The 16770-nt window shown below is 67.2% G+C and carries 14 protein-coding genes and 1 pseudogene; 8 read left to right on the top strand and 7 right to left on the bottom strand.

The window, feature by feature from the left end; translation table 11 throughout:
- Nucleotides 1-520: 520 nt before the first annotated feature.
- The 3 genes from ACFYZ8_RS21095 to ACFYZ8_RS21105 all read right to left on the bottom strand — a co-directional run bounded on the left by ACFYZ8_RS21095 (nucleotide 521) and on the right by ACFYZ8_RS21105 (nucleotide 2557).
- The gene (locus ACFYZ8_RS21095; protein ID WP_388537550.1) at nucleotides 521-1219 is read right to left on the bottom strand and encodes a hypothetical protein; all 699 of its coding nucleotides are present in this window, start codon (nucleotides 1217-1219) and stop codon (nucleotides 521-523) included.
- 94 nt (nucleotides 1220-1313) lie between these two features.
- Nucleotides 1314-1850 carry a hypothetical protein gene (locus ACFYZ8_RS21100; protein ID WP_388537551.1) on the bottom strand — a complete coding sequence of 179 codons (537 nt, stop codon included), beginning with the start codon at nucleotides 1848-1850 and terminating at the stop codon, nucleotides 1314-1316.
- 23 nt (nucleotides 1851-1873) lie between these two features.
- The gene (locus ACFYZ8_RS21105) at nucleotides 1874-2557 is read right to left on the bottom strand and encodes a DUF317 domain-containing protein (protein ID WP_388537759.1); all 684 of its coding nucleotides are present in this window, start codon (nucleotides 2555-2557) and stop codon (nucleotides 1874-1876) included.
- A 362-nt stretch (nucleotides 2558-2919) separates the two neighbouring features.
- Here ACFYZ8_RS21105 and ACFYZ8_RS21110 point away from each other — a divergent pair, with 362 nt between their 5' ends.
- A complete protein-coding gene (locus ACFYZ8_RS21110; RefSeq protein WP_388537552.1) occupies nucleotides 2920-3552 on the top strand; it encodes a DUF2461 family protein in 633 nt (210 codons plus the stop codon).
- A gap of 335 nt (nucleotides 3553-3887) precedes the next feature.
- On the opposite strand, the gene ACFYZ8_RS21115 is transcribed toward ACFYZ8_RS21110, so the two are convergent.
- Both ACFYZ8_RS21115 and ACFYZ8_RS21120 read right to left on the bottom strand, forming a co-directional pair.
- The gene (locus ACFYZ8_RS21115) at nucleotides 3888-4328 is read right to left on the bottom strand and encodes a hypothetical protein (RefSeq protein WP_389050065.1); all 441 of its coding nucleotides are present in this window, start codon (nucleotides 4326-4328) and stop codon (nucleotides 3888-3890) included.
- A gap of 63 nt (nucleotides 4329-4391) precedes the next feature.
- Nucleotides 4392-5648 (bottom strand): annotated as a pseudogene (locus ACFYZ8_RS21120) (amidase domain-containing protein).
- 121 nt (nucleotides 5649-5769) lie between these two features.
- Here ACFYZ8_RS21120 and ACFYZ8_RS21125 point away from each other — a divergent pair.
- Nucleotides 5770-5994 carry a hypothetical protein gene (locus ACFYZ8_RS21125; protein WP_388537556.1) on the top strand — a complete coding sequence of 75 codons (225 nt, stop codon included), beginning with the start codon at nucleotides 5770-5772 and terminating at the stop codon, nucleotides 5992-5994.
- 46 nt (nucleotides 5995-6040) lie between these two features.
- Here ACFYZ8_RS21125 and serS read toward each other — a convergent pair whose 3' ends face one another.
- Nucleotides 6041-7333 (bottom strand): serine--tRNA ligase, encoded by a 1293-nt coding sequence (gene serS, locus ACFYZ8_RS21130; RefSeq protein ID WP_388537557.1) that lies wholly within the window; start codon nucleotides 7331-7333, stop codon nucleotides 6041-6043.
- A 331-nt stretch (nucleotides 7334-7664) separates the two neighbouring features.
- Nucleotides 7665-8450 (bottom strand): endonuclease domain-containing protein, encoded by a 786-nt coding sequence (locus ACFYZ8_RS21135; protein WP_388537559.1) that lies wholly within the window; start codon nucleotides 8448-8450, stop codon nucleotides 7665-7667.
- A gap of 374 nt (nucleotides 8451-8824) precedes the next feature.
- Between ACFYZ8_RS21135 and ACFYZ8_RS21140 the strand changes: the two genes are divergently transcribed.
- The 6 genes from ACFYZ8_RS21140 to haaN all read left to right on the top strand — a co-directional run bounded on the left by ACFYZ8_RS21140 (nucleotide 8825) and on the right by haaN (nucleotide 16768).
- Complete coding sequence (locus ACFYZ8_RS21140; protein ID WP_388537561.1) at nucleotides 8825-9622, top strand: hypothetical protein; 798 nt, start codon at nucleotides 8825-8827, stop codon at nucleotides 9620-9622.
- Nucleotides 9623-9846: 224 nt separating this feature from the next.
- Complete coding sequence (locus ACFYZ8_RS21145) at nucleotides 9847-11616, top strand: hypothetical protein (RefSeq protein ID WP_388537563.1); 1770 nt, start codon at nucleotides 9847-9849, stop codon at nucleotides 11614-11616.
- Between the two features lie 306 nt (nucleotides 11617-11922).
- On the top strand, nucleotides 11923-14691 hold the full coding sequence (haaT, locus tag ACFYZ8_RS21150) for a cyclophane-containing RiPP biosynthesis TPR protein HaaT (protein ID WP_388537565.1): 2769 nt from the start codon (nucleotides 11923-11925) through the stop codon (nucleotides 14689-14691).
- Between the two features lie 127 nt (nucleotides 14692-14818).
- Entirely contained in the window at nucleotides 14819-15022 is a 204-nt protein-coding gene (haaA, locus tag ACFYZ8_RS21155) for a HaaA family cyclophane-containing RiPP peptide (protein ID WP_388537567.1), read from the top strand.
- A 13-nt stretch (nucleotides 15023-15035) separates the two neighbouring features.
- Nucleotides 15036-16196: an FxsB family cyclophane-forming radical SAM/SPASM peptide maturase gene (locus ACFYZ8_RS21160; protein ID WP_388537569.1), complete on the top strand. Its 1161-nt coding sequence runs from the start codon at nucleotides 15036-15038 to the stop codon at nucleotides 16194-16196.
- A 92-nt stretch (nucleotides 16197-16288) separates the two neighbouring features.
- The gene (gene haaN / locus ACFYZ8_RS21165) at nucleotides 16289-16768 is read left to right on the top strand and encodes a cyclophane-containing RiPP N-acetyltransferase HaaN (protein WP_388537570.1); all 480 of its coding nucleotides are present in this window, start codon (nucleotides 16289-16291) and stop codon (nucleotides 16766-16768) included.
- Nucleotides 16769-16770: the final 2 nt, after the last annotated feature.

The raw sequence follows: 16770 nt of genomic DNA on the forward strand, positions 1-16770 counted from the left end.
ATTCTCCGGACCCTTTGTATGGCCCACCCCCACCAACCGCTGACAAGGAGCACCCCGCATTCCCACCAAAGAACCCCTCCCCCAAGTCGTCATCCTGCTATGCGACCTGTACCAGGACTACGGCTCTGGTGACTGGTTCCACCTCGACGGAAGGCCCATCACCGAGGAGGAATACAACATCGCTCACGAGGCCACACTCGAAGAGATCCGTGAGGCTGACGCGCAGACATTTCGCTACTACAAGTACCGGCTCAGGTGGCTCGACGCCCCCGAGGTTCTAGACCGGTTCCTCGAACCGTTCCTGGACCGGCTCGACGAGAAGTCCTTCGGTCACGCCATCGACATCATGAACGCGGACGAGCGAGCAAAGTTCCAGCAACTGGTCGACGCCGTGCTTGAACCGCTGCGCGCATTCACCCCGTACACCTTCTGACAGACAGCGGCGTAGTCCGCACACCGATATGACGAAGGGGCGGTGGCAAGGATGCATCCCTGACACCGCCCCTTCGCACTGCCGAGGTCAGCGCCCGCGTTGCCCCTTGTCCACGGCCTTCGCCAGGTGGGCGTCGACCAAGCCAGGGCTTCCCGAGACGACCACCAGGACGTTGCCTGTGCGGACAGCCGTCTGCTTGACGACGCTGCGCTGCCCGCCAACGGAGTAGGCGAGCAGCTGGCTCCACTGCTCGTCGCCCAACTGGGCGACGAGCACCTTCTGAGCCGTGACCGTGACGGGTGTACCCCCAGCGAGGACCTGGTAGATGGGGCAGGAGGTCATCGCCTCGAAGATCCGGCCCACGCCCTTCGAGAGCTTGCCCTCGGCGTCGCTGTACAACTCCTCGGCCACCTCGGAACCGCTGCCGCCCGCATACGTGAAGGACGCCTTCGCCTCATGCGGGAAGTCGAAGCTGCCACCGACTGCGGCCTCGCTGCCGAGCTTCTCCAGCTCCGGACAGCCGATGACGGTCACGTCGTCATGCTGCGCGGGGCGCTGTGGCGTGCGGGTGTAGCCCTCTCCCAGGTCGCTCTCATCCAGGAGCCGCTTGGCCAGTGCGGCCGAGGACAGCGGCGCGGACGCCGGCGCAGTCTCGCCGTCCGGGCGTGCCGAGACGGTCGTCGAGGAGGTCGGGTCGATGGAGTCAGGGATGCCGGTCGAACAGCCCGCCAAGGCCAGGACGGTGAGGGCACTCAGGCTGAGGGCGGTCGTGGTGTGAAGGCGCATGTGAAACCCCTAAGTGGTTGCGGAGCTGACGGTCTGGCCAGGCCGGCCCTCCGGCGCCAGCGGTAGGTAGGGGTAGGGGCGAGGGGTTTCGAGATCAGTGGCCGAGGTGGCGCAGCCCGTCCTCAACGGTGGGGTGCCAGTGGTCGACCGGACCGGAATTGCGGTTGTACCAGGCAGCGTCCAAACGAGGCTCCTGCACCTGGTGACCGGCCCGGCAGCGCAACCACACCGAGTCGTCACGCAGGCAGAAGACGATCCAGTCCCGGTACACGCCGCACTCGGGGCAAGTACGGACCTCACCGTCGATGACAAGCGGCTGCTCCCAGCGCATCATCACCCCTTCCACCTCCTGGCGCGAGGGAACCCGCAGGTCCGGCGGAAGGAAATCAGGCACCGGCGCCTCTGATGCGGCCGTTGCCACCGCACCAGTGGTGTGGTCCGGCAGGGGCCACTCAGCATGCATCTGCTGCAGGAGCGCGTAACCCGCGCGCTGGGCTTCACGGAACGCACGGTCCGCGCGAGCGCGTCGAAACAACAAGATCCTCTTCCTCTCTGTCGACTGGCGGGCACAGGGCACGCCCCTCATACGTTTGACCTTCAAGTCACGGAAATCAGCGACCAGCAGCACCACGGACGGTGTCTGGAGACAGGTCGTCAGCGGCGTCGGACGGTGAGCCGGCCCTCGGCGCTCTTGGGCAGCGTGCGGCGGGCCACCGGGACCGGCGAGGCAAGCGAGGAGGCGAACGCGGCGACCAGGTCATGCGGGACGCTGGCGCTGAAGCTGGCGCACCACAGATACGGAGCGCCGACGACGGGCTGCGCCCACGCCTGCCAGCCCACCAGACCGGGGCGCGGGTCGGAGTCCTCGATGAGCGGCGGCACCATCTCCAGGGAGACGCAGGTGGAAAGCCCGGGATCCATGGCGGTGGTACCGGGACGGTCCACGTCGCGGATCCAGCCCCGACCGCTGAGCGCGTCGAGGACCGTCGCCGGCCCCGCGAAACCAACGTCGGGCGCCTCGCGAGCGTCGATCGCGATGAGGAGATCGGCAAGCGCCTCGTACGGGACGTCGGCGGTGAAGTACGCGTTCCACTCCGTCATCGCGGCAGTGGCATACGGGCGGGCGCTCAGCTGCCAGGCAACCGGTAGACCACCCAACTCGAACGGATGGGCCGCGAGAATCCACTCGGCGCCGCACAACCCGTCCGGGCTCACATACAGAAGCGTGTTGCGGGAGGTAGGCCACATACGCCAGCCGAGGCTGGCCAAGGTGCTAGCAACCCGCTCGGCAAGCACACCATCACCACCCGCCAGATGGAGCGGGGTGACCCAATACACGGGGTCTGGCGAGTCGGGTTGGAAGGGTTCGCTGGGATGGTGCGAGTGCAGGGGCGCCTCCTTGGGCTCAGGGGCAAGGTCTTCCGCCAGGGCCTTGTACGTTGACATGCCCCTGCCAGCAATGCACCAGTCATTGCGGGATCTTCGCTGTCTGCCCGCGGCGAACTGAAGTGCCTGCCTCTCGCCGCCCGCTTCATACGGGCTGCACTCTCCGGGCGTTCCTCGATGGACTCGCCCACTGCGCACGGCACGTGGAACTGGCCGGCGAGCCCCGCCGCGGCACCTCCCACCTTGTCTGGTGGTTCGCCTCCCTGCCCGTCTCACTCTGCGCGCACGGATCACGGGTGAGTTATCCTCCGCGCATGCGTGGACAGTTCACCGGCTGGCCGGAGCAGGCCATGGACGTGTTGTGGCAGCTCCAGGGCGAACCGACCCACGCGACCCGCGAGCGCTGCCGCGCGGAGCGCGAACGGCTGGTCCGGCAGCCGATGATCGCCCTGCTCAACGAGGTCGCGGACGCCGACCCCCGGTACGAGGACTTCTCCGTCTGGCACTACCGCACCAACTCCTGGTGGTGGCAGCACCAGGGCGCGGTGATCCGGCTCGGCCGCAAGATCGAGATCGGTCTTCGGTTCTCCCTGGACGGCCTGCGGATCCAGGGCGCCTGGTGGTACCCCGATCCCGGCCAGGTGGACATGTTCCGCAAAGCCGTGGCCTCGGAGGCGAGCGGCCGCGAACTGTCCGTCATCGTCAAGGACGTGCGAAAGAAGGGCTACGACATCTCCGGGGACGTGATGAATCGCCCCCCGCGCGGCTATCCGACGGACCACGCCCATGCCGACCTGCTGCGCCACCGTTCACTGATCGCCGCCCGTCCCCTCGGCTGCGAGGAGTGGCTGCACACCCCGGAGGCGGTCGACCGGGTCCTCTCAGCTGCCGCCGACCTGGACCCCCTGCTGATGTGGCTCGTCCGCCACGTGAAGCGCACCGCCTGACATCACGAGGGCGCCGCGCGGCCTGGGAGGAACCACACCCGCGCCGCCAGCCCCCGCGCTCAGAAGATGCGCACCTTCAAGGCCGACCGGTCGGCCATCGCCCGATAACCATCCGGCACCTCTGCAAAGGGGTCAGCACGGTCGAAGACCGGTGGCTGATCTGGGCAGAGATCCGGACCAGGCTCTTGAACCCGTCGGCAGCCGTGGGGTCTGCGTCCCGTGGGCACCTCAGGATCTTCGCCGGTGCGTTCGGTTCAGTGCCGTCACTGGCGGATCCCACCGGCTGACGAGCGGCCTGCACCTGACTCCCGGCGCAGGCCGCCCAAACTGGCATGTCAGGAACCGGGTTTGTCGGTTGAGGCGGGTTCCTTGCCCGGCTCGGTCGGCTGGTGGGTGAAGACCACGAGGTGCCACGTGCCCTTCTGCCGCATCACGGTGAAGGTGTCCTGCAACGGCTTACCCGCCTTGTCCTCGGCCACAAGGCGTGCCGAGCCGGTGTCCGGGCCCATGTCGTGCTCGATCTGCACGCCCTTGATTTTCCATCCGCGCCCGCCCCGGTCCGCGAGGATCTGCGCGGCCTCCTGCCTGGACCACTTCGCGTCCTTGACACCGCCGACAGCGATCAGGTCGGTGACACTGCGGGAGTTCAACGCATTCACGTAGGTTTCGACGGCCTTGCGAGCTCCGTCGGCGGACGCCGAACTCGAAGGGCTTGCGGACGCGACCTTGTCGTCAGAGGACGAGCAGCCGGATGCGACGGCCAGGACGGCCAGCACGGCCAAGAGGCGTCGACGTTTCACAGCGCACTCCTAGTTTCTCCTGTAAGGGGCAGCAGCCTGTCACGTGCGGTGCGCGTACCACCAGGTGCGCGGATGGTCAGAGAGCAGCTTGTTCAGGCTTTTGTTGTGGGTGTCGCCGGTGTGGTACGTCAGGTACGGCGTACCCCGGTACTTCTTCGTGACGATCATCGTGTGATCGACGTTGTTGTTCCGGTCCCAGTCAGCCTGCAGCACATCCGACGTGGCCAGCTTCCACACGTTGTCGAGGATCTTGGTCCTCTTCGAGTGCTTGGTCGCGAACCAGTACCAGTTCTCGGCGCCCGCCCACGTGTAGCTGGTCGTCCACGTCGTCGGCCCGTAGAACCATTAGTTGTTGCTGGTCCTCTGAATGATGGCGCCGCCCTTGGGACCCCATCCGCCCTCCAGCATCGCCTGCGAGATGAAGTTGGTGCAGTCGTTGCCGTACGTACGGAAGGCGCCGTTGTGGTGGTCCCAGTACTTGTCGGCGTAGGCCACCATCTTGTTGTAGTTGTAGCTGGCGGCGACCGTCGGCTTGACGACGTCGTCGACCGTGGCGGCGGGCAGCGGGGCCGTGTCGGAGGGGGCGTCCTTGCTCCCCTCGTCCTCGTCCGCCTTACCGCCTCCATCGGCCGTGCCGGCGTCGACGTCCGTGTCAGAAACCTGCGTCGTCGGCGTCGGGCCCCCCTCCATATCGGCCTTGTCGGACGACAACAGCCACGTACCGTCGGTGCCTTGGGTGTACGTCACCGTGTGCGGGAGCGAGAGCTCCTCGTACTCCGGCGCTCCCTGCTCGACCTCCTGCGCCGTGAACGGCAGGTAGAGGCGTGTGTGCTCGGTGAGTTGGAGCGTCGCTGTCTGACCGGAGACGGTGGTTTCGGTGACGTTCACGTCGACCTGCGCCTTCGTGTAGCCGCCGTCGACTTCCTTGTACCGCTTGCCCTTCTCCGCGAGTGCGGCGAGATCATCCTGCGTGCGAGCGGCCATGGCGCGCGTGGCCTTGACGTGGACGGAGGCGGCCCTCACCGTCGGACGGGACGTCGTCAGCATGTCGGCGCGCTGCTGCAGATAGCCCTCGGCGAGCTGAGCGAGTGCCGAGGTGTCGGCGTTCGCCGCGGTTGGAGCGGTCGGGTCGGCGGGTTGGGCGCTCGCAGGTGTGTCGATGAGCGCGAGCATCGCCGCAGTCGTGGTCACGGCTGCGGCGAAGACCCGTCTGTGCTGCGCAATGCGCATGAATCCCCCTTGATCACGGCTGACTGGTCGGGTCAGCCTGTCGATCAGGAGGGCCAATTCGAACATCGCGTTCCCGTATGGCGTGTTCCCGATCCCGGAATGTCCGATTCCCGATCATGAAACAATTGGCAGAGCAAGGTTCCGCTCAACAAGCGGAAGACTTCGAGAGCAAGCGGTAATGGCGTCCTTGGTCTACTTCAAGAAGCTGTCCGAACAACCGGACTCCATTCGCTGCTCTTTCGGTGAAGACCCGGAAGAAATGGAGCGTACGCTCACCGTCAACACGGCCAGCCGCACCTCGACTTCCGACGACGGCATCGCCGACTACACGTTCCTCAAGGCATCACGGAAGGTCCACTCCGTGTTCGAGGAGCGTAGACATTGGCCGGAACGGGGTATGAGCGTCAGCTGACAGTTCGCTGGTGCAGCCGTGAACTGTCAGCTGACGCCGACGAGCACTATGCCTCCGGTGTTCCGTCCGCCAAGATCCGGCGGAAGCCGAGGTACGGGACGAGGGATTCGGGCAGGAGGATGGAACCGTCCTGCTGCTGGCACTGCTCAAGGAGAGCGGCCAGGGTGCGGCCGATGGGCAGACCGGAGCCGTTGAGCGTGGCGAGGAGCTTGGGCTTGCCGTCCTGGCCACGGGTCCGGATGTTCGCCCGACGGGCCTGGAAGGTGCCGAAGTTGGAGACCGAGGAGATCTCGCGGTACGTGTTCTGGCTCGGGATCCAGACCTCGATGTCGTAGGTGAGCTGGGCCGAGAAGCCTGTGTCGCCAGCGGCCAGCTTGATGACGCGGTAGGCGAGGCCGAGTTCCTTCAGGCACGCCTCGGCGTGGCCGATCATCTTCTCCAGCTCGGCGTCGGCGTCCGCCGGGTCGACGAGCCGGACCATCTCCACCTTCGCGAACTGGTGCTGGCGGATCAGGCCGCGGGTGTCGCGGCCGTACGAACCGGCCTCGGAACGGAAGCAGGGGGTGTGCGCGGTGAGCGCCAGCGGCAGTTCTGCCCGGGGGATGATCTCGTCGGCGTAGAGGTTGGTCAGCGGTACCTCGGCCGTCGGGATGAGGAACAGCTCGCGGTCGGCGACGCCGGTCTTGAACAGGTCCTCCTCGAACTTCGGGAGCTGGCCGGTACCGGTCATGGTCTTGCGGCTGACCAGGTAGGGGACCGCGTACTCGACGTAGCCGTGCCGGCGGGTGTGGAGGTCGAGGAAGAGCGTCGCCAGGGCGCGCTCCAGGGCGGCACCCGCACCGCGCGAGACCGCGAAGCGCGGTCCGGACAGCTTCGTGGCCCTGCCAAAGTCGAGGATGCCGGTGGCCTCGCCGAGGTCAACGTGGTCCTTCGGCTCGAACGGGAACGCGGGGGGCGTGCCGACGCGCCGGATTTCGACGGCGAACTCCTCGGAGTCGCCGTCGGGGGCCGAGTCGTCCGGCAGGTTCGGGATGGTCAGGAGCAGGTCGCGGAGCTGGGCCTCGATCTGTTCCTGGTCGGCGTCGATCTCGCGGATCTGGTCCTTCAGCTCCCGTGCGCGCTCCTTGAGCTTGGTGATGTCGCCGCCCTGCTTGGCTGTCTGCTGGACCTCGCTCGCCACTCGCTTGGACTCTGCCCGCAGCTCGTCGGCCGAGCGGATGTTCTGGTTGCGCCGAGAGTGGAGGGACTCCAGCTCGGAGAGGTCCAGGGTGTAACCGCGACGAGCGAGCCGACGAACCGCTTCGGCACCCATGTCGATCAGGGCGCGGGCATCATGCATGCGAAAGATCCTTCTGATCCTGCGAGCGGGATGGGGATGCGGAATCGACGGTAGCAACCACCGAACCGTTCCGTTCCGGAATATCAGGCCGCCCTTCCGTGCGCCGACTGCGCGAAGGGGAACGCAGGTTTCAGGAGGTCAATGGCCGAGGTGCGCAGACCCTCGTCGAGATTGGAGTGGAACCGATCCAACGGACCGGAGTGACGGTTGAACCAGACCGCATCCAGAACTGCCAGAGCCCGGCGCGCAGATGGAGTTCGTGGAAATCTTCGAGCCAGCCGACGGGCAACTGCTTGGGACGATGGCCCTGTTCTGGCCCGCCGCCGGCGCTTCATGGCCGGGCCGGCCGCCACTCGGCCAGCGGATCGAATCCGAGCAACTCGACCTTCTGCGCTCTCGCCGACGCTGTGGGCTTGTACGCCAGGTGGGGCGGGTAATGCAAAGCCAGCTTCGCCGCTGGCGGGTTATTCATGTAGTCGGCCTTCGGACAGCCGTCGAGGTGGGGGCATTCCTCCACGGTCCGGTTGCACAACTTGCATAGGAGGCCGCGCACCATGCCGGTGGAGTAGTCGTGATCCACCATGGCCCCGGGAAGGGCACCGCACAGATGGCAGTCCGGCCCGAGGGCTTCGGTCAGGGCCGCTCGAAGGCGTCGGACGTGGGCCGTCCTTGCCGGGGGTGGCGGCCAGTAATGCATGAAGACGGTGTAGTCACCGCCGAGGCAGCGTTGCGCCAGCGGCAGGAAGGACAACAGCGCGCTCTCTGCCACAGTTTGGACAATCCAAGTGTGCTCGATGGACTCGTACGTCCCGTTGGCGCAATGGCCTTCGAAAGGCCCGCTGCTGGTATCCGTCCAACAGCAGTACTGCCGGTGCTCCCACCCCTGCTCGGTGCGTCCTCGGGCGCAGACCATTTCGCCGTCGCTCATAAGGTGGTGGCGGCCATCTCCGCCGAGCACGGCCATCCGCGGCGAGGAAGGCTTGGGCACGCCCGACAGGGGGCAGGATTCCCCGGTCGCTTCCCGAATCCGCTGGTTGATTCCGTACTCACCGAAGTGGGCAAACTCCCACAGCAATTTCGCTCGGCGGTACGGGGGAAAGTCATCGAGGGTTGGCATGGGCAGCATAGTGCCGGACAGCACTGACAATCCGGCCAGTGCAGGTGCCGGCCCGAACTCGGGGCTGCGGAGCAGGCTTTCTACAGACGGTGCAACAGCAGGCAGCGGCCTCGTCAGAGCACCCGTAGGGCCGGACCGGTTTTCCATGCGTGAGCGTCGCCCCAGGGTGGAGCGGCGGGGGCATGGCACCCGCCGCTCCGTACGATCGAAAAGATTGGCCAGGCGCACAGCGAGCTGGCCCGTCCCTGCGGCTCCGTGCTCACCGTGGGCCCCGGAGCCTTCCCAGCCGGTGAACCTCCTGAAGGGTGCCGACTGACGACCGTGCGGCGTGCGCTAACGTCCGCGTGATGCTCACGACTTAGGGGGACGGGACCGTGCCGCAACCGATCACGTGGACGCCCAGCTGGCTGGGAAAGCAGCCGCGGACTACTCGCATCGCCATAGCCGTTGGTATGTGTGTCGGGTTCCCTCTCATCGGGTTCGGAGTGTGGCTCGACAGTATCGGCTGGTGGCCCCGACACGGCTATCTCTTGAACCTGTTCTCGGGTCTGACCGGCGCATGCTTCGGTGTGCCCTTCGCGCTCGTGGGACTGGACTACCTGACCAGAAATCAGGCTGAGTTCCGAGAGACCGAACGAGCCCGCATCCGGGCAGCAGCCGAGGTTGCCAGCTTCGTGGCGAGTCTGCTTGATGTCTTCAACGGTCGTGGCCTCGACGACGTCGCCACCAGAGTTCAAGACCTCTCCAACCGGATCGCAAACCTCCGGTTCATGCGTCCCGACGACCCGGCGCGAGCAGACACCCTGCGCGACTTCTTCGTTGCCTTCGACGAACTGGTTCCAGCACGGCGTGGAACACCTCGCGAAGGATTCAGATCGCTCACTCGCAACAGTGACGAGATACAGGAGATGGGGTTGTGGCGGACCGGGGTCAAAACCCAGTGGGGGAGGCTCGACACCTGGGCGCGCGGCCAGGCGGCCAGCGATTGGATCGATAAGCCCACGGAGACCGCTGGCCACCAGGCCGCCGAGCAACTGCTGAAGGAAGGCCGGAACCCGTGGAGGTATGGCCCTGACGCCGATCGAGCCGGAATCCCGATAATGCGACACTTCCTAGCCGATTTGACGGCTCTGTGCGAGGCCGCGAAGGCCATGGAAGCCTGTACGCGGTGAACGACCGAGGATCGTGTCCTATGTGGTGGGATGGACACTGGCCCGGCTGGCGCGGGGCGGGGACCGTGAAGTCCGACAAGCGCCGCCGAGTGCACCCCCGCCTGGCACCAGCCAGTGCGGAAGGTCCGGTGGATTCGGGCTAAAACGCGGGGCGTTGAGCCGTAGACTTCGGCAGTCAACGCCGATTAGATCCGGCCGTTGCGCGCCCGCGGGGAGGAAGTCGCATGCAGGACCCTTCGGACTCGAAAGACATCGGCGACTCTGAGGAGAACGGCCGGAGCGATACCGCCGACTCACCCGTGATGGTCGATCCGACGTCCGACTCGGACATCGATTCGACGACTGCGTCAACGGTCCTGGTGGAGTTGCTCCCAGGGGTGGCTCTCGTCGCCGGTGAGGTCCCGCCGGAGCTGAAGCCCGATCTGATCGACTTCGGGATCGTGTCGGCTGCCGACCGCAAGCAGATCTCAGCGATCCTCGCCTCGATCGGGAACGCGGCGACCGTCGTCGGCAATCTCGGAAACGCGTTCGCCGGCGTGCAGGGGCTCTACAGGATCGGCGACACGGCACAGGCCCTGCTGAACAGCGGCGCGACACTCGCCGTCAAGGACGGCGGGAACCTCGGAGCGGTGATGGTTCGTGGCCGCATCCTGCATCAGGCCCGTTTCTACTCCGCGAATACGCTGAGCAAGGCGCAGACCGCGGGCTCGATCGGCCCGGCGCTGGCCATGGTCGGCCTTCAGATGATGCTGAGTGAGGTCTCGGGCCTCGTCAGAACCAACCTCGCGGTGACAAGTCAGGTCCTCACCAGCATCCGCAAGGAGCAGTGGGCCGAACTGGCGGGGCTCGTCGCCGCCATCGATCGCGCGGTCGACCAGGCGCGGGAGATCGAGTCGGTCCCCATGTCCTTGTGGGAGGACGTCACGGGCAGTGGAGCGCTCCTGCAGAAGCAGCTTGAGCTGTATCAGGGGAATGTCCGCGACCACGTCAGGCAGATCGATCGGGCCGACACACGCAGCCACCGCGAGTATCTGCAGACGAACGCCGAGGCGATCGCCTTCGACGCCTACGCCCTCCTGTCCTCCCTCAAGGCATGGACCGGGTATCACGCGCTCCGCGCCGCGAGGGCGAGAGCCGCTGGACGCGACGACGCCGCCGAAGCGCAATACGCCGAGGTCATCGCGCGCGACACCCGCGCGGAGTTCGACTCCGTTCTCGCCGAGACGACGAACCTCGTCGACGAGCTGACGCGGGAGCTGCGGATCACGGCCGAGCTCCCCGGACCCGACGCATGGCCGCTGCTGGGGAAGCGGAAGGACGTGAAGGCAGCCCGCGAAATCTCCGCCCGCCTTCTGGAGGCGGTCGTGCCTCTTGCCGATGCTCTCCATCCGCCAGCCCCTCCACTTGAGGCCCCGGGCGTCGTCTGCGCACCCGAATCGCTGGGTCTCGAGCCGTACCTTCGCATCCTGCGATGGCTCCTCGAGGACGGTGAGAACCTACGTGTCCTCGGCTTCCCTGACCAGCTCGATGCCGTCGATCCAATTTCTGCGATTCTCGGCGGAGCGAAGGAGATGTTGGCGGCAGCGATGGACAAGGCTGCGGTAAAGACACTGGTCGCCGTCACGGATCGCCGCATCATCATGGCTAAGACGAACTCATTCCTTGAGCAAGGCGAGGTCCTTCAAGACATCCCGGTCGACCAAGTGCGATACATCCGAGCAGCGACCTCACAGGACCGGAGCGCGCGCTTGGCGATCGACCTCATCACGCGCGACGAGAACATCCGGTGGCTCTTCCACGCTGACATTGACAACACTCAAGTGGACGCGCTCGCCGCCGTACTTGCCGAGTCGATGGCGATCCCGGACGCTGAACGCGAGGAGCTTCAACGGCGGCGCTATGCCTCCATCGAGGCCGGCGAGAAGAGCGAGGGTACTGGGACGACGTCTTCGAAATCGACGGGATCCGAGGCCACGTCCTGCGATGCCGAGTAGGCCCCAAGCCGATCGGCCAGTTCGTGGCTGGGACCGGCAGGGAAGCGGCGACCGCGTGATCTTCAGAGGCTGTGCGGACCTCTGAAGATTGGCGGTGGCCGTGGGCCAGCAGCGCCTTGCGGAAGCTGGTGCGCGCCGTGGCTCAGACGCGCCCTTGACCAAGGTCTACGAGGACTGTTCCGTTAGGGAAGTTGGGGTGTCGTATTCGGGGGTTGCCTTCGTGACCAGGTCGGTTGACAGTGCGTGGTGTCTCATCAGCGGCACCAGGCGGGAGCCGGCCGCTCCCCCGGCTGCTGGGGTCTCCGTATGAGATTCCGGCGCGGGATCGCGATCGCCGTCGTCGCCGGAGGCGGCGCTGTAGCCACGTTGCTGGTCGGGCTCGTCACGAACGCCGTGTCCAATCAGGCGCGGTGGCCCGGCTGGCTGGGGTGGTTACAGGAGCACGCCTGGTTCTCGTTCGTCGTGTTGGGTGTGACGATGGCGGTGATGACGGCTCTGCTCGCCGGGCTTTCCGAGTCGCGGCCTGCCGCGCCGTCGGTGAGGCCGGAGGACGGAGCGGGGCCGCCGGGGGCCGCTCAGGTGCTGCGTTCGTTGCCGCGTGACACCGCCGCGTTCACTGACCGTGCCGCGGAGCTGGAGCGGCTGGTGGGCTCGGTGCGGGCCTCACAGGACCAGGGCGAGGGACTGCCCGTTCACGTGATCGACGGGATGCCCGGTGTCGGGAAGACCACGTTCGCTGTGCACGCCGGCCACCTGCTCTCCGAGCGGTTCCCCGACGGACAGCTCTTCGTGAACCTCAACGGGTACACGCCGGGGCGCACCCCAGTGCAGGCCGGCGAGGCACTGGCCTCGCTTCTCGCGGCCGCCGGTGTGCCGACGCAGCAGATACCCGTCGGGGAAGACGTCGGAGCGGTCACGGAGGCCCGGGCCGCCATGTGGCGGAGCAGACTCGCGGACAAGAAGGCGCTGCTGATTCTCGACAACGCGGCCAGCTACCGGCAGCTGGAGCCGCTGCTGCCCGGTGGCCGCGGGTGCCTGGTGTTGGTGACCAGCCGCAAGCGACTGGTGGCGAACGAGGAGGTGGTCATGTCGGTGGACGCGCTGCCGCCGGATCACGCGGTCGACCTCTTCGTGCGACTCAGCGGGCGGCCGGCCGATGCGCTGGACCGGGATGTGGTGGACGAGTTGGTCCGGCTGTGCGGGTGCCTGCCGCTGGGGGTGTCTCTGCTCGCAGCACGGCTGCGACATCATCCGTCCTGGACCGCCGAGGACCTGCGCGGGCGACTGCTGGCGGCACGGGACCGGCTGGGAGAACTGCAGGCCGGGGAGCGGGCCGTCACCGCGACGTTCGATCTCTCCTACCGGGATCTCCCGACGGAGCGGCAGCGCTTCTTCAGGCAGCTCGGTTTCTCCCCTGGCACCGATCTCGACGTGCACGTCGGTGCGGCTCTGGGCGGGGTCCCGGTCGTAGTGGCCCGTCGGCACCTTGAGGCGCTCTACGACGACCACCTGATCGACGAGCAGCCGGGGAGTCGCTATCGGCTGCACGATCTCCTGCGCGACTACGCTCGCGGTCTCGCCGCCGAGGGGGACAGCATGGACCACGTACAGGCCGTACAGCGTGTGTGCACCTACTACCTGGCCGCTCTCGCCGTCGTGAACGGGCACATCGGGCGCAGTGGTGCCGCGGTGCCACCGGCACCGGACAGCGCCTCGCGGGTGGAGACTCCGGCCCTGGAGTCGCGGGCGGACGCCCTGAGCTGGCTGGAGACCGAGCGGGCCAACATCCTGGCCTGCGTCCGGCGGGCGAACGGCCTCGCCCTGTACGACCTGGTGGTCCGGCTCGCCTCGGCCATGGCGCCCTTCCTACGCCAGGCCGGTCCCTGGGACCAGGCCGTCGGGCTCCACCGGACCGCCACCGAGGCCGCCCGCCACACCGGCGACCAGCGCGCCCGGGGCGACGCTCTCGCCGAACTCGGTGTCGTACGCCGCTTCATGGCCGCCTATCCGCAGGCGATCGAGGCCCTCAGCGACGCCGTGACGGCGTACGAAGCGGTCGACGAACGGCGGGGTAAGGCGGACGCCCTGAACCAGCTCGGCATCGTCTGGTACCTGACCGCTGACAATGAAAACGCAGTCCGCGCCCAGGCCGAGTCCCTCGCCCTCTACCGCGAGTTGGGCCACCGACTCGGACAGGCGAACGCGCTTGCCGATCTCGGCATGACACACCGGCAGTTGAGCCGGTTCGACGCCGCGGTGGAGGCGCAGAGCGAGGCCATGACGATCTACCGAGAGCTCGGTGACCGGTACGGAGAAGCGAACTCTCTGCGGGACCTGGGCGTCGTGCACTGCCTCATGGGCGCATACGGCGAAGCCGAGCGGCATCACCAGGAAGCGTTCGACATCTACCTGGATCTGGACGACCGTACGCACCAGGCTTACGCGCTCAACGAGTTGGGCGTCGTCCGACGGCTGACCGGAGACATTGAGGGAGCGCGGACGGCACACAGCCAGGCTCTGACGCACTTCAACGAGCTCGGTGAACGGTTCGGCCGCGCGAACAGCATCCGCCACCTGGGCGTCGTGGACCGTGTCTCCGGGGATGCGACAGAGGCGGTCCGGTTGCTGGAGGAGGCCCTGGAGACCTACCGCGAACTCGGCAGCCGCGGGGGTGAGGCCGCAGCGCTGGGCGAGCTGGGCGTGGCGCGCGGCATCGTCGGCGAGCACGACGGCGCGATCGAGGCGTTCCAACGCAGTTTGGAGATCCTGCGGCGTCTGGGCGACCGGTGCGGCGAGGCAGAGGTACTGAACCACTGGGGGATGCTGCTGCTCACCTCCGATGAACCAACGGCCGCCCGTCGACACTTCGATCAGGCGCTCACGCTCGCGCGGGACATCCACTGCCCGCTGGAGGAGGCACGGGCACTGGAGGGCATCGGCCGCTGCGACTGGACGGTTGACGGGCCTGGTCATGGCGTGGGCTCACTGCGGGCCGCCCTGACGGTGTACCGGCGGTTGGGAGTGCGCGCGGCCGTGGACGACATCGAAAGGTTGCTGGTGTCGCGCTCCGGCTGACGCCGACCATGTGGCCGAATTCCCTGTGCCGGATGGGTAGTTGATGATGCTACGTTTCCGGCTGATCTGTCGCTTCAACCCCGTCGCACCGTGCCACCTCCGGCACGTACCTCACGAGGAGCGTTGGATGCCGTCACCCACGTCCGTCACCGAACCACGCACCATCACGCCCGTCGGCCCGGCGTCCGCGGAGCCGACGGTGGCCGGCACCGCCGTCCTGAACCGCGTGGCCGCCCGCGTCCGGCAGCGGCTGGAGGAAGAGGAGTGCGCGACGAGCCGGGTCGGCGACGGTGCCCACGCGGCCTCGCTCATCTGGCCCTGGCCTCTGTGAGCACGTCCGCTCGATGACAGAACCCGAAAGCTACGTTCCTTTCCGGACGTTCATCCTCAAGGTCGCCAACCGCTGCAACATCGACTGCGACTACTGCTTCGTCTTCAACTCCAGGGACCAGGCGGCGCTGCGCCTGCCCGCCCGAATGGACCTCGCTGTGGCCCGCGCTACGGCCCGACGGATAGGCGAGCACGCCTCCGCACACCGCCTTCGGACCATCCACGTCGTACTGCACGGCGGTGAGCCGCTTCTCGTCGGCGTCGGGCACATGGCCGGTCTGCTGGAGGCCGTCCGGGACGGCGCGCCGACGGGAACTCGGGTTCGCTTCGAGCTCCAGACCAACGGGACTCTTCTGTCCGCCGCATGGCTGGACCTCTTCGAGCAGTACGAGGTCGCGGTGGGCGTCAGCCTCGACGGGCCGCCACGTGCGAATGACCGCCACCGCCTGACCCACGCCGGGCGGTCGAGCGCCGCCTCCGCCGTGCAAGGCATCGAACTCCTGCGGTCGCGTCCACACCTGTTCGCGGGGCTGCTCGCCGTCGTGGACCTGGCCAACGACCCCGTGGAGGTCCACGACTACCTGGCGGCGTTCGAGCCGCCCGTGATCGACTTCGGCCTGCCGCACGCGACCCACGACGACCCGCCGCACCGCGCCGACCCCAGCGTGCCCGAGTACGGGCTGTGGATGAGCAGGGTCTACGACGCCTGGCTCTCCCGGCCCGAGTACGGGCACAGCGTCCGGATGCTGGAGGACATCGTGGCCCTCAGCTCTGGCGTCCGCGGCTCGGTGGAGACGCTCGGCCTGGCCCCGCCGACGAGCGTCGTGATCGAATCCGACGGCTCCATCGAAGCGGTGGACACCCTGCGGTCGGTCGAGGAGGGCGCCTCCTGGCTCGGGCTCGACGTCTTCCGCCACTCTTTCGACGACGCTGTCTCGCATCCGAAGCTGCGGCACCGGCAGCACGGCAAGGATGCGCTCGCCGAACAGTGCCGCGCCTGCCCACTCGTGGAGGTGTGCGGCGGTGGCTACCTCCCACACCGCTTCAGCGAAGCCCAGGGCTACCGGAACCCGTCCGTCTACTGCGCGGATCTGGAGTACCTCATCCGACACGTCCAAGGCTCGCTGCGGCAGCACGGCTGGGACCCGTATACACAGGCCGCCTCGTCACCGTAGACGCGTGTGCCGTACCGCCAGAAGGGGATCACGCGTTGGAACGAACGAGTACAGCAGCGACCGAAGCAATCAAGGAAGTACAGGAGGCTCCGATGACCGTGACGATCCGTCCCGCGGAGAAGCGGGACGTCCCGGCCATGGCCGAGCTGATCGAAGAGATCGAGCGGTTCTACGGGGCGACCGACACAGACATTCAGCCGATTGAGGAGCGCCGCCTCCAGGTGGAAGAAGCCCTCTTCGGCGCGCCACCACTGGCTTCCGCCCTGCTCGTCGAGGACGAGACCGGAGACATCGTGGGCCTCGCCGCCTACTCCTTCCTCTGGCCGGCCGCCGGCTCCTCGCACTCCCTGTTCCTGAAGGAGCTCTACGTCCGCGACACCCTGCGCCGGCAAGGCATCGGGGCCCGCCTCATGGACGAACTCCGCGCCCTGGCCGCCGCGCGCCCAGGGTGCAGCCGGGTGGAATGGATGGCTGACCGCGACAACCCGGGCGCACGGGCCTTCTACAAGTCGCGCGGGTTCACCGAGTCCAACGGGAAGATCGTCTACCGGATCGACGCCGGCACCGCGTGAAG

This window comes from Streptomyces sp. NPDC001668 (assembly GCF_042893155.1).
In the GTDB taxonomy this organism is placed as follows: domain Bacteria; phylum Actinomycetota; class Actinomycetes; order Streptomycetales; family Streptomycetaceae; genus Streptomyces.